Source organism: Alteromonas ulvae, from assembly GCF_048987005.1.
GTDB lineage: Bacteria > Pseudomonadota > Gammaproteobacteria > Enterobacterales > Alteromonadaceae > Alteromonas.
In genome coordinates, this window is record NZ_CP185261.1 from 581,187 (window position 1) to 593,605 (window position 12,419).

Consider the following 12,419-nt stretch of genomic DNA (forward strand, 5'->3'; position numbering starts at 1 on the left):
TAAACTCATGCTGCTGAAAATAGCCGCTTGTCATAAATGGTTTGGTGGGCAATATCTAAGTGAATAGCATTAGTGGTTTGTAAGTGGTTACAAACTTTATTTTGAAGTGTGTTGATTGTGCTCTGAATAAAGTAGATAAGGCACCCGCTGCGCTTTAAATTTTACAATGTCTGCTTGCCAAGACTCATAAATTTCATCTGCATTCTTGCCTGCCATTATGGCGTTTCTCAAAGACGAACTTCCGGCTAATTTATCGAAGAAATCTGGGCGAGTAAAAAAAGTTTCATTAGCCAGTTTTACAGCGTTAAATGTGTCTAGCAATGTTTGAATATCTAGCCCGCTTATTGAGCGCAACATTACGTTTTTGGCCACTATTTTTTCTGCTATTTTTTCTTTCGGTTTTCGCGCTTTTGAACGTGTATTTGTTCTTACATTTGGTGTTGTCGAATCCCCTATTATTTGCGGCTCTAATATTTGCTTCTGTGCTAGAGAATCTTGTGCGCTAGAAAGCTCAGAAGCATAAGAGTCAGCCACAAGGGTTCGAGCAAACAATGTTGTGCCTTTGTGCTTCGGATTTGATGCTCCATGGTTTGCATTTACCTTAATACGGCTGTTGCCCAACTTGGCAACGGGGTGACCAATAAGTTGAAAAGGAAGGTCAGTTCCGCGACCAATGCTTACCGATGTGCCCTCAAAAAAACACAGCGTTGGGTAAAGCCGAATAGCATTATCATTGGGAAGATTCGGGCTGGGCGCTATGGGAAGCGAGTAGGGGGTAGTTCGAGTATAGTTTGTTACTGGCACAACCGTTAGCGATGCGCGTTTATCTGTGTCTATCCAACCTTCTCCCACTATCATTTTGGCAAGTTCACCTAGCGTCATTCCATGAAGCACAGGAATGGGATGCATGCCAATAAACGATTTAAATGGTGGTGCAAGTACCGGCCCGTCAACATAGGCGATATTCGGGTTGGGCCTATCAAGCACAATCACATCAACGCCTTGTTCAAACGCGGCTTCAATAACGTAATGCAGGGTACTCAGATAGGTATAAAAGCGCACGCCCACATCCTGTATGTCGAAAATAACGGTGTCGATACTTTCTAACATTTCGGCAGTGGGTTTTTTGGTTTTACCGTAAAGAGAGTGGATGGGTAAGTCCGTTTGAATGTCGATGTTGCTATCTATCTTTTCACCGGCGTCTTTATCTCCTCGAAAACCATGCTCGGGAGACATAATACTCACCACGTTGATATTACGAGCGAGCAATGCATCAAGCAGATGTTGTTTAGATGCTGACGGCAAGCCAGCCGAGTAAGAGCTTGCAGAGTAATCTTCATCATCAACGCTAGGCTTCGGCTCGCTATTCGCAACCAGGGCACTTTGGTTAACAACCAGAGCAACACGTTTTCCTGATAACAAAGGCACATAGGTATCAAACTGCTCAGCGCCAACCTTCAACTCCCCCGCCATAGTGCCTAAAGGAATGGCTATTCCTAAGCTCAATCCCAAGCACAATCTCAGGCTTGCCCTAAAACTTAGTCTAAAAAACATTAAGCTGCATCCCACTGCCACGATAAAAGACGGTAAAAGGCTTTTTGATGCCCTATTACTTTTCAAATTGCTTGTCCGTAGTGTCAGTTTTTACTGCATTTCTTAAGTATCCACTATGATTGCTCAGGCTTTTAGCTGCCTGTTCGGCATTGGTGTTAGTCAGTACCATTAATATGGCGACCTTTGCCTTGTTGCCGCAGGCATTGAGGGCCTCTGTAGCGGTGGCTTCATCACATTCGGTGGCTTGCATTACAATGCGACACGCTCGGGCTTTCAATTTCTCATTCGTTGCGTTTACGTCCACCATAAGATTTTCGTAGGTTTTACCCAATTTAATCATGGTAGTAGTACTTATCATATTGAGGATCATTTTTTGCGCCGTGCCCGACTTCATTCGGGTACTGCCTGTTAATGCTTCTGGGCCAACTACTGGGCATATGGTAATAGCAGCGGGTTCAAATATGGCTGCGTCAGGACTACAGGCAATAGCGGCGGTGGTGCAGCCTAGCTCACTTGCATAGGTTAACGCGCCACTGACATAGGGCGTGCGGCCACTTGCTGAAATGCCCACTACGGTGTCGTTTTTAGTCAGTGATAGGGCAACCAAATCATCTTTGCCGGCCGCACGGTTATCTTCAGCGCCTTCTATAGCGTGCACTATGGCATCGTCACCTCCTGCAATAACTCCCACTACCAGTGAATCGGGCACGCTAAAAGTGGGTCTGCACTCCACCGCGTCTAAAATGCCTAATCTACCGCTAGTACCCGCGCCAATATAAATTAGTCTGCCGCCAGCTTTAATACTCTGTGTTGCCGCATCTACGGTTTGTGCAATCGCTGCAATTTGCGTGGCCACGCTCGTCGCCACTTTGGCATCTTCAGCATTAATTTTTGACAGTACCTCCACGGTGGAAAGCATATCAATGTCGAGAGTGTCTGGGTTTCTGCCCTCCGATACAATACGCGCTAGATCGTTGATAAGAGAATGAGAAGGCTGTGGTAACGGCATGAGAGATACTCTAGTGATCGGTGAATAACGGACTAATTGCAAAGGCTAATCAGTAAGAGCCTAGAATAACGGCATTTGCCTAAAGGTGAAAGTCCACAAACCACTGGTAAAGACAAACGCGGTCAGGTTTAACTCATGATATAATCTGCGTTATTAGATATAGTCACGCAGTGATTGTATTGTGATTAAAAACTTTTTTATGCAGTGAGAGTTAATCTGTGAGCCGTCAAACTCAAGCCATCATCCACGCAGACGCGGTACTTCAAAATTTCAAAACACTGGCGTCTATGGCAAAACAGAGCCAGTCTATGGCAGTGATTAAAGCCGACGCCTATGGTCATGGTGCGATAAACGTTGCGCGAATACTTCAGCATGTGTCGCCGCGCTTTGCAGTGGCTATTATTGAAGAAGCGGTGGGATTGAGAGAGGCAGGCATCACAGTGCCAATAGTGGTGCTTGAAGGGGCGCATCAAGCCAAAGAGTGCGCAATGGCGGCGCAATATGACTGTATTTTGGTGATGCATTCTGATGAACAATTGCAGTGGATGCACAAGTGTGAAGCGTCTAAACGTCCGCATATTTGGTTAAAAGTAGATAGCGGTATGCATCGACTGGGGTTTTCTGTAGATGATATTGAAGAGGTTGTGGCTCAAAACCAAAGCCTATATACCAGTGAAACCACTTTAGTTACGCATTTTGCTAACGCTGACGATCCAGACAACGACTTTACAGCCACCCAAATATCCACGTTTGAAAACAAGGTGGCGTCGTTATCGCTGCCGGTTAGTTTAGCAAACTCGCCAGCAAGCGTGAACTGGCCACAATCTCAAGGGCACTGGAATCGGCTAGGGATAGGTGTTTATGGCGGTAAGGTGTCTACTCAATCCAGCATTATCACTAGTACTGCTCCGCAACTGTTCCCTGCAATGACGTTGCGCTCTAGCGTTATTGCACTGCGAAACATCGCTGCAGGTGAGGGGGTAGGTTACGGACAGACATGGCGTGCTCAAAAGCCAAGTAAAATTGCGACAGTGGGGATAGGTTATGCCGACGGTTACCCTCGACACTGTCCTAACGGTACGCCCGTGATGATAAGAGGCCAGCGCGCGTCGCTTGTGGGTCGAGTATCTATGGATATGATAACTGTTGACGTCACACATATAAGCAATATCAGCGTTGGCGACACGGTAGAGCTATGGGGTGAAAGCATCTCCATCAGCGAGGTGGCCTCCTGTGCGGGGACCATCGATTATGAGTTGATGACGCGCGTGTCTAGTCGGGTTCCGCGTATTGTAAGATACGCCTAATCTTTTAATCATGCCTGTTTTATCCGTTTTTTCAGACATTTCCAATAAGCTCTTTCTATTAGTTATTTTCTTTGCAGAGACTGTATTATGCGGCGAGTTGCTAAAATATTATTAATAACTATTCAACGAAAGAATGAGGCACTTTAGCCAACCTCATGCCTATACTGTATACAGGTAACAATTGTGTGGGATGAATGTGTCATCATCAACAACGTTGCCAATACTCATAAGTGAGGTTTGTATGCGTACTTCGTTTTCAAGACCGAGAGTCAACCGTGGCGCAGTAAGCCGTCCACCAGCGCCTGTTAAAAAAGAAGCAGTAGCCAAAGTAGACGCCAACGTACCTAAACGGTAAAAATACAGAGAAGTGATTCAAAAAAGCCCGGTTGATGGGAATCAATCGGGCTTTTCTTTTGCGTGCCAAGTAAACGTGGCTGAAATTCAGCAGCCATAGGATAAGCACACCAAGCGTTCAATGTTGCCTTAGCTGTTTTGGGGGTGCAATCCGTTGTCTAAATGCTCGTTATCAGATTGAACACTATTCTCTTCATCAGTGCGCGCGGTGTTGTCAGTGTCAGCACGGCTCAGGCTTTTACTGTTATTATTGCTTTTTGATACCGGCGCGTAACGCTCGGGCCTGTGATTAAGCGATATCACCATGTTAAGGCAAAGCGCTGCAAGAATAGAAATTAACACAAGGTGCCATTCTATAAACCGTAAGGCACATAATAGTATGACGCTATCTACCGATAACTGAAAAAAACCGGCCCGTATATTAAAGCGCTGCTGTAGGAAGAACGCCATGATGCCAATACCGCCTAAACTAGAGCTGTGTCGAAACATCATTAGCATCCCCACACCAATGAGAATACCGCCAAATACCGCCGCAAAAAATGGGTTTACGTGGCTTATATCAACAAAGGCTGGAATTTGCTCGGTAAGCACCGATACCGTGGTAACGGAAATAAATGTATTAATAGTAAAACGCTTACTTATTTGCGTCCACGCTAGGGCGTAAAAGGGAATGTTAATTAAAAAGAAAAGCACGCCAAAGTCCATACTTACTGCGTAAGTACCTAGCAATGCCAAACCTGCAGCACCGCCTACCATTAAGTCTTGCGACTGGAATAAGAATACGCCAAATGCAACAAATAAACCGGCACTAACTAGAGCAAATACATCTTCGATAACACTGTGATTTGGTTTTTGCATGATAAAGGACTTGCGTTAAGAGTACACAGCATGATTGTACGTTTACAACATACTGGAATATAGGGGGGGCGGCTAACTTAAAATCTGCAATTTAGCGAATGGTATGCATGCCTTTACGACTCTTATCTCTTCCGTAAACAGGGTGTTGCGGCTATGTAAAAGTTGCACCAAAGTGTGACAACGCTTTCACTATGAGATAGTCAATAACCGCGTTAAATGCAGTATTCGATTACGCATCAATCGGCTCTTGTCTAATTGAGGGTGGCACTTAACACAATGTCTTGTTTATTAAAGCTGATGGTGCACTGCATACTGCCAAAATGTAGCGGGCTGTATGCTTCTATTTTACTGCCGTTTGCAACAAATTCTGTCCCCCATGTTAAAAGCTCAGTCGTGTTTAACTGGCGCTCTACATTCGCTTTTGATATGCCAGGGAAGAAATTATCACATAAAATGATGACTTCTCTTCGCGCTTCAATCCAATAAAAAGTCACTGCAATGAGCGCTGCAATAGCAGCGATTGCAGCAATATCGGCAAGAATTGAGCGTTTCATAGCATGCATAGTTTTACCTCTTTCATTGCGCTATGGCGTACTACATCGAGAAGTTTCAGACACTATAATGAGTTAAAAGTGCGTTCACAGGTAAATAAAAAAGAACGACTTCCAGCTTGAACTTAGCAACATAACACGACCACGTGTGGGATATAAAGAATGCACAAAAGGAAAATACATTTACGTGATAAGAATCGAGTGAGAGGCTGTATTGCATAAGTATGTGATGCACAATCTGAGAGAAACCGAAAGAATTTAAGACGTCACACGTTATATTTTTGTAAGGTTTGCACTGGGCTGATACCATAGATGCAAAATTATCGGCGTAGAATTATTTTTTTGAAAGCTAGGTAATAAAACACCTTTCGTAAGCCTTCTTTTCTCTTGTTTCGCCAATTTACTTGCAGGAACCGCAATGAAAAATTTCCTCATCGCGCTATCGCTGATTGTCGGTAGTAGCATCGGTTGCACTATCGGCATTAGCAAACCAGCGATAGCTGACGAATTACCTTTTACTCTCTCTGGCCATGCACGTGTTAACTACGGGCATCAAGACTGGCTAATCCCTGATTTTAGAGATGGTTTTGAGTTCGAATCGTTTAAACTAGGTGTGGCTGGTGAATTTGATCAATTTAGCTATAAAGCGGAATACCGCTGGTATGAAAATGTCGACTTTAATACCATTCGTTTTGCTGATTTAACGTATCATTTTAATGAGCGTACCGAAATAACCGGCGGCATTACGCAAACCCCTTTTGGCTTACAGCCTTTCGCTAGTAACAGTTTCTGGTTTTCAGTCAATTACTACTTGGGGTTTGAAGACGACTACGATGCGGGGATAAAAATAAACCATACTCGAGGCAACTGGGACTTTCAGGCGGCCTACTTTATGAACGATGAATATAACGACGCTGCAAAGTTTAGTCGCTATTCTTTTGATGTTGCCGACGACGGTGAGTTTCGAAACTCAGAAGACGGGCAGTATAATGTGAGAGCAAATTATACTGCGCGTTTTATTAGAGGTGCTACCACCGAAATTGGTGCATCTTATCAGTATGGCAATATTCTCAACTTAGATACATCTAGCCGCGGCGATATGAACGCTTATGCCCTGCATATGCGTCATACTCAAAATGATTTCAAAGTAGAACTTCAATATATTAACTACGAATACAACTTAGCCGCGCCAGAAGGCCAGGCCGACGACCGTCTAGCGTTATCCTCGTTTACCTTTCCTTTTTTAGCCGCTGCAGACGGACAAACCTACTCGGCCAACTTAATTTACTCTGTGCCTTACAACTTTGAGAATGTATCGTCATTAATATGTTACTCAGAGTTTAGTCTTGCTAAAGGTGATGATGCCTCAGGTAAAAACTCATCTCAGTGGGTGAATGGCTGTAGCGTGGGATGGAGCAAATTATTCATGTATGTGGATAGTATTCGAGGCAAAAATATGTGGTTTTCCGGTGGTCCGGGAATTGGCTTAGACATCGGCGGCCTTCAAGACACCACGCACAGGCTCAATATTAACCTTGGAATTTATTTCTAAGCGCTTAGGGGAATGATTATGAGAACCGTATTTACTATTCTATTTTTACTCGCTTTTATACCGTCGGCGAGTCACGGTCATGCGTGGTTGACGTTAAAAATTGCGACCACCGAGTATGCGCCTTATACCTCAACAGATATGCAGCACGGTGGGTATATTAACCACATCATTACCGATGCGCTGTTAGAAACTGGAGTGCAGGTTGAGTATGTGTCAATGCCATGGGAAGAAGCGTTAGAAGCGACGTTGGCAGGAGAGTACGATGCTCTTTCTTACGGCAATTTTGTTCGCTCGAGAGAAAGTGAATTTTTTCACAGCAAGCCAATTAGCGCTGAAAGTTTAGTTTTTTATGTGAATAGTGAAGAAGAAATACGTACCTGGTCTGAGCTAAGCGATGTTGCCGATTTGAAAATGGGCATAACAGAGGGGTATCTCTACAACGATGAAATTGCCGCTTTTATCGAAGGCAATGAAAATGTGGTAAGGCGAGGTAGTGATCAAGAAAACTTTGAAGCGCTAGTAAATGGTGATATTGATATTTTTCCCATTGATGAGTTGACTGGCTGGTATTTATTAGAGCGCGAGTTCACTGACGCTGAGCGAGATAAGGTAGCCCTTATTTCTCCCAATATTTCTACAGTAACCACCCATCTTATTGTGCCAAAGGGGAGGCAAAACAGTCAGCTAGTGCTGTCGCTGTTTAATAAAGGTATTGATGAGCTAACCCTTGAAGGTAAGTTAACAAGGTTTAAGCGCCTGTTAAAAGAGGGCTACTACCAGCACCCCCAGAAAAAAGTGCACTACGATAGACGATAGTGCGACACACATAGCGTGCTAGAAGAAAACAGATAGTGCGTTATGTGTAGCCCTGAGGTTAATCCCGTCCCGTAATGACTGCTGGTTTTTATGAGTTGTCAATGCGCTTGTTAATTGGTTTTTATCTTTTCTATTCGTGCTCTACCTTCTCCTTTTCCCTTTTTAATTAACCTGTTATCTTGGCTTACCATATTAAAATAGTTAAGAGAGTTATTAGCTGTCTATGTCGCTAATTTCCCGTTTTCGGGCATTCTTATCGCTACTCGGGCCGGGGGTGCTCATGGCTACCGCGGCCGTGGGAGGAAGCCACCTTGTAGCATCAACGCAGGCAGGGGCTAAGTTTGGCTGGCAGCTGGCCATACTCATTCTTGTGGTTAACATACTGAAGTACCCTTTTTTTAGGGCCGGGGTTAGCTACACCATAAGTACTCAGAACACCCTGCAGCAGGGGTATCTTAGTATGGGTAAGCGCTATCTAGGTTCGGCGCTGTGCTTAAATATGCTCGCTTCTGTGGTCAATGCAGCCGCACTTTTACTGTTCGCCGCCAGTTTACTCTCGTACTTTGTGCCTTTCGATATCGCGATCACACTCTCCTCATCCTTGGTATTGGGCCTTATTTTAGTCATTTTGTTAGCCGGGCATTTTGAAGGCTTAGACAATATTGCTAAGGGCATAATGGGCGTCTTGGTGGTAGCTACTATTGTGGTGTTTGTTGTTGCCCTAGTGGGGTACGCCCCGGTTGCGCCCAAAGAGACGCCTCCTTCTCCATGGACGTTAGCAACCCTCGGATTTTTAGTTGTTACCATGGGCTGGATGCCTGCGCCTATTGAAATATCGTCAATTACATCGCTGTGGCTAAAGCGCCAGTGTAAAGACAAAGCGGTTACGCCTAAAAGCGCGCTGTTCGATTTCAACCTTGGCTACGGCGTAACGGTGTTGCTTGCCATGCTGTTTTTAGGGCTAGGTGCATTGATACTCTATTCAAGTGGAACACCTCTAGCAACCAGTGGAATAGGGTTTTCTCATCAGTTAATTAGTATGTATTCAGCCACCATTGGTGAATGGGCCCATGGGCTTATAGCGCTGGTGGCCTTTCTGTGTATTTTCGGCTCGGCGCTGACCGTTTACGATGGTTATGCGCGAGTGGTCGCAGAAGGTATTTCGCTGCTTTTACCGAAAAAAGCGGGCGAAGCAGAAAATAGTGAAAAAGGCCTTCAGAACGCTCTGGTTACAATAGTGCTGCTTGTCATGGCAGCGATAAGTTTTGCTATCGTGCTATTTTTTAAATCAGCATTGTTAGCCATGCTGGGGTTTGCGATGACCCTCGCTTTTGTGACAACCCCGGTTTTTGCGTGGCTTAACCATAGATTAGTGGCCCGTAGTCAGCTGCATGAAGACGCCGCGCCAAGCAAATGGGTTACGGCGATAAGCTATTTAGGGCTTATTTATTTATTCGGATTTTTGTTGGTCTTTGTATGGTGGAAATGGCTGGCATAATGCGAGCTACGGCAAGCACTAGTCTCGAAGACGGATAATGTCGCCCACGGAACAAATAAATTTCACCAGCTTATCGTGCTCATATAATTCGCTCATTAAGGTAATGGGTTTTTGTCGTAATGAGTCGCTTGCAATAATTGCTGGCCAATCAAGCGGTTTAACGGTTTGCTCTGTGCGGGCGTTTTGTATTTCTTTAAGAAACGCGTCGGCAATGATGCCTTGTCCTATCGCTGTAGGGTGCACCCCGTCAAGGCTAAAAATACCGCCAGATAAAATGTCGCCCTCGGTCGATGTATCGTAGTACTTGGTGTCGATGGGAGGATAAACAAACTGTAAAGCTTCAGGCAGAGGGTAGGTTGGCTCACCAAAATTGCGCTTCCACGCCATTTCAGTTAAGTCATTACCAATATCAACAATATGAAAGCGTTCGCTGCCTAAAGCGTCATTTTTAGCGGCCACCAACGCTTTAATACTGCGATTAAACTCAACGATCGTTTTATCGATGAATACCGCATCTCTAAACGGAAGGTATTTACCACATCCTTTTGCAGCCGATTCCGACAGCGGGAAGTAAGAATAAAACTCATAATAAAGGGCTTTTTTGCCAGGTCGGGAAGGGTCGGTTATTACCCGTTTTTCGCCCATCCCTTTGGCAATAGGGGCAATAGTGACCAAAGGAACCGTGCCTACAAAAACTTTCCAGTCACTTTCCTTATTGTCTGCCATGGCGTCAACCACCTTATTTAACAGCATGTCGTATTCGGCGTGAAAGTCGTTGGGGTGCCATAAATTCCATCGGCTACGCTCTTTGCGCGATGCCTGCAGCACCCGCTCGGGATCGTTTGGTGTTTGGGCGATATTGAGGCTTAACACTGTGCCTAGCGCGTTATTCGCGCCAAGCCACAAACAAAGGTTTTCAACGCCCTCTTCACTCGCGCAGCGCGTAAGCCAGTCAACAGCGGTATAGTTACCGAACTGTTCTAGCCCTTCATCACCCAATGGATTAAGTACGCGATAAGCATTTCTCGAAAAGGGTGTGCTCACGGCCTGTAGATAGCCATCGCCGGTTGCGGTGCTGTTTGCTATGACATCTAGGCATGAGCGGGGAGTGACCATATAGGCATCGCCCACATCCATCCCTTCTACGGCCACATTATGAAAACCTAGCGAGTCGAAATCGCTACCCACGGGTTTACCCGGCATGCCGCCACCACGCTCATAAAAGTCTTCGGCTTGATCGAGCACGCTATTGATCACTGAAAATGCATTCAGCCATTCAAGGCCGCGAATGTTAGCGCCGAACTTTCTTTCCAGTGCCCTAAAAATGCGTTCTAAATCGATTTTTGTTTTATAGCGCTCATCCCAGCGAAGATAGCGGTGGTTGGGCTCGCCAAGGGCGTCGGCAAGCAGAGTGCTGTAGCTAAGTCGCGTGTTAGCGGCACTTCCTGACATAAAGCCTTGGGAAATGCTGTCGCCGATGGTAAAAATTTTGGCCATTGAGTTACGTCCGTGAAAGGTAAGAGAGTACTCTATTTCAATAACTTCAGCACAATGACAGCAGCGCAGTAGAATTTGAGTCTGTTTACTTTATTTAAGAGCGGTTAATGTAAAATAGACTGGTTACATTTTCAACAGCTAAAGGCTCAAGCAGCTAAGACCTCAAGCAGCTAAAACCTCGAACAGCTAACTCTTCAAACAGCTGTGAGCCAACCTGCAAAATAAACTGGTATTGAACTCGAGATAAAATCTCTGACTAAGCCTACGATCAAACTAGTGCCCAAGCTGTTGATCCAGCTGGCGAGCAGACCGGTGACCACAGAGTGAACACTAAAATTTTTGCTTTCTTCTTTTTATTGGAAAAAGGCCAAACCAAAATCCTGCCTCAAAGATAAAACCAAGCACGACAAGAGCAAACAGACCAGTTTCAAAGCCTATACTGTACGAAAATAATGCAGCAAACAAAAACAAGACCGCAATGGTAATACGAATAAATGGGGACATCAGAATACTCCAAGTTGGTATGCCGAATTGTAATTATAGTGCATTGAGTAAAGCCATTAGCAAAAACAACGTAAGCGTATGTTTCAGAGCTTTTGTGAAAGCATATGTGGGCGTTTATTTGAGCACATACACGAACTCGTGTTTAAGCTGGTGGCGATTGCGGTTGCCACGCTATGGTGTCTAAGTCTAAATGGGCGACACTGTATGTATTTGCAAGCCCTTTGGCGAGGGTTGATTTTCCAGACGCAGAGTTTCCAAAAATCAGAGTGTTAGTTAACATGGCGTTTCCCGTGACTCGCTTTCAAAGGCGGTGATTCCCCAATACTGGCTTGATTTGCAAGTTTGCTTTAAGCCGTAATTGCGAAAGTGTTTTCTCATATGTAAGTTTAAATAACCGTGAGCAAATACAATAACCTTACCTTCTTTTTGCGCAATGGTGATTAATTCTTGTGCTGCAGTTTTAGCGCGTATTTTTGCTTGTCGATAAGATTCAAACGGGCCGGTTTTTCCTACCGTCCATAAAGCTCGGTTTACATAAACCCAGGTCCACGCGTTTAGGGTAAAAGGTAATTTGAAGCGCGGAATATCCATCTCCCGATATAACGCCGATGTGAGATCAGGTGATTTATTGAGTGCTATTTCACAGCTATGAACAGCACGAGGTAAATCGCTAGACACCACGTAGTAATCATCAAAGCTGTCAGTAAATACCATGTTTGGGCGACTCGTATTAGCAACCATCGAGTGATTGTAATTTCTTACCCAGTTTGCGAAGCCCGCGCTGCCCAAGCGAGCATTTTCGGATTTTTCTGGTTTTCCGTGTCGTACTAGCACTATTTGCATATTACTTAGCTTCACTTCCGTGTGTTCATATTACTATGCGTTATCACGACCAACTAGGGTAGACGTTGACTAAAAA

At 44.8% G+C, this 12,419-nt stretch carries 11 protein-coding genes and 1 pseudogene; 4 read left to right on the forward strand and 8 right to left on the reverse strand.

Features of this window, described 5'->3' with window-relative positions:
• Window positions 1–96 precede the first annotated feature (96 nt).
• Entirely contained in the window at window positions 97–1,554 is a 1,458-nt protein-coding gene (locus ACOJR9_RS02435) for an exo-beta-N-acetylmuramidase NamZ domain-containing protein (protein ID WP_420934831.1), read from the reverse strand.
• A 55-nt stretch (window positions 1,555–1,609) separates the two neighbouring features.
• Window positions 1,610–2,563 carry an N-acetylmuramic acid 6-phosphate etherase gene (murQ, locus tag ACOJR9_RS02440; RefSeq protein WP_420934832.1) on the reverse strand — a complete coding sequence of 318 codons (954 nt, stop codon included), beginning with the start codon at window positions 2,561–2,563 and terminating at the stop codon, window positions 1,610–1,612.
• A gap of 218 nt (window positions 2,564–2,781) precedes the next feature.
• On the opposite strand from murQ, the gene alr reads away from it, so the two are divergent.
• Entirely contained in the window at window positions 2,782–3,870 is a 1,089-nt protein-coding gene (gene alr, locus ACOJR9_RS02445; protein WP_420934833.1) for an alanine racemase, read from the forward strand.
• Between the two features lie 483 nt (window positions 3,871–4,353).
• On the opposite strand, the gene ACOJR9_RS02450 is transcribed toward alr, so the two are convergent.
• Complete coding sequence (locus tag ACOJR9_RS02450) at window positions 4,354–5,082, reverse strand: YitT family protein (protein WP_420934834.1); 729 nt, start codon at window positions 5,080–5,082, stop codon at window positions 4,354–4,356.
• Window positions 5,083–5,333: 251 nt separating this feature from the next.
• Window positions 5,334–5,645 carry a hypothetical protein gene (locus ACOJR9_RS02455; protein ID WP_420934835.1) on the reverse strand — a complete coding sequence of 104 codons (312 nt, stop codon included), beginning with the start codon at window positions 5,643–5,645 and terminating at the stop codon, window positions 5,334–5,336.
• Between the two features lie 406 nt (window positions 5,646–6,051).
• Between ACOJR9_RS02455 and ACOJR9_RS02460 the strand changes: the two genes are divergently transcribed.
• From ACOJR9_RS02460 to ACOJR9_RS02470, 3 genes are all read left to right on the forward strand, one after another.
• The gene (locus ACOJR9_RS02460; protein WP_420934836.1) at window positions 6,052–7,185 is read left to right on the forward strand and encodes a hypothetical protein; all 1,134 of its coding nucleotides are present in this window, start codon (window positions 6,052–6,054) and stop codon (window positions 7,183–7,185) included.
• An 18-nt stretch (window positions 7,186–7,203) separates the two neighbouring features.
• On the forward strand, window positions 7,204–8,001 hold the full coding sequence (locus tag ACOJR9_RS02465; RefSeq protein WP_420934837.1) for a substrate-binding periplasmic protein: 798 nt from the start codon (window positions 7,204–7,206) through the stop codon (window positions 7,999–8,001).
• A gap of 223 nt (window positions 8,002–8,224) precedes the next feature.
• Window positions 8,225–9,499, forward strand: coding sequence for an NRAMP family divalent metal transporter (locus tag ACOJR9_RS02470; protein WP_420934838.1), 1,275 nt, complete (start codon window positions 8,225–8,227; stop codon window positions 9,497–9,499).
• A gap of 18 nt (window positions 9,500–9,517) precedes the next feature.
• On the opposite strand, the gene ACOJR9_RS02475 is transcribed toward ACOJR9_RS02470, so the two are convergent.
• The 4 genes and pseudogenes from ACOJR9_RS02475 to ACOJR9_RS02490 all read right to left on the reverse strand — a co-directional run bounded on the left by ACOJR9_RS02475 (window position 9,518) and on the right by ACOJR9_RS02490 (window position 12,343).
• Window positions 9,518–10,996: a hypothetical protein gene (locus ACOJR9_RS02475; RefSeq protein WP_420934839.1), complete on the reverse strand. Its 1,479-nt coding sequence runs from the start codon at window positions 10,994–10,996 to the stop codon at window positions 9,518–9,520.
• A gap of 330 nt (window positions 10,997–11,326) precedes the next feature.
• The gene (locus ACOJR9_RS02480) at window positions 11,327–11,500 is read right to left on the reverse strand and encodes a hypothetical protein (RefSeq protein WP_420934840.1); all 174 of its coding nucleotides are present in this window, start codon (window positions 11,498–11,500) and stop codon (window positions 11,327–11,329) included.
• Between the two features lie 148 nt (window positions 11,501–11,648).
• Window positions 11,649–11,780: pseudogene (locus ACOJR9_RS02485) on the reverse strand (shikimate kinase); the annotation flags it as partial.
• Window positions 11,774–12,343 (reverse strand): histidine phosphatase family protein, encoded by a 570-nt coding sequence (locus ACOJR9_RS02490; protein WP_420934841.1) that lies wholly within the window; start codon window positions 12,341–12,343, stop codon window positions 11,774–11,776. The pseudogene ACOJR9_RS02485 and the gene ACOJR9_RS02490, both read right to left, overlap by 7 nt.
• Between the last annotated feature and the right edge of the window lie 76 nt (window positions 12,344–12,419).

What these genes read in the sequence shown, in the direction of transcription:
- ACOJR9_RS02490 (WP_420934841.1), bottom strand. Translation starts at nt 12,343, where the DNA reads ATGCAAATAGTGCTAGTACGACACGGAAAACCAGAAAAATCCGAAAAT.
- ACOJR9_RS02475 (WP_420934839.1), bottom strand. Translation starts at nt 10,996, where the DNA reads ATGGCCAAAATTTTTACCATCGGCGACAGCATTTCCCAAGGCTTTATG.
- ACOJR9_RS02450 (WP_420934834.1), bottom strand. Translation starts at nt 5,082, where the DNA reads ATGCAAAAACCAAATCACAGTGTTATCGAAGATGTATTTGCTCTAGTT.
- ACOJR9_RS02455 (WP_420934835.1), bottom strand. Translation starts at nt 5,645, where the DNA reads ATGCATGCTATGAAACGCTCAATTCTTGCCGATATTGCTGCAATCGCT.
- ACOJR9_RS02435 (WP_420934831.1), bottom strand. Translation starts at nt 1,554, where the DNA reads ATGTTTTTTAGACTAAGTTTTAGGGCAAGCCTGAGATTGTGCTTGGGA.
- ACOJR9_RS02470 (WP_420934838.1), top strand. Translation starts at nt 8,225, where the DNA reads ATGTCGCTAATTTCCCGTTTTCGGGCATTCTTATCGCTACTCGGGCCG.
- ACOJR9_RS02460 (WP_420934836.1), top strand. Translation starts at nt 6,052, where the DNA reads ATGAAAAATTTCCTCATCGCGCTATCGCTGATTGTCGGTAGTAGCATC.
- ACOJR9_RS02465 (WP_420934837.1), top strand. Translation starts at nt 7,204, where the DNA reads ATGAGAACCGTATTTACTATTCTATTTTTACTCGCTTTTATACCGTCG.
- murQ (WP_420934832.1), bottom strand. Translation starts at nt 2,563, where the DNA reads ATGCCGTTACCACAGCCTTCTCATTCTCTTATCAACGATCTAGCGCGT.
- ACOJR9_RS02480 (WP_420934840.1), bottom strand. Translation starts at nt 11,500, where the DNA reads ATGTCCCCATTTATTCGTATTACCATTGCGGTCTTGTTTTTGTTTGCT.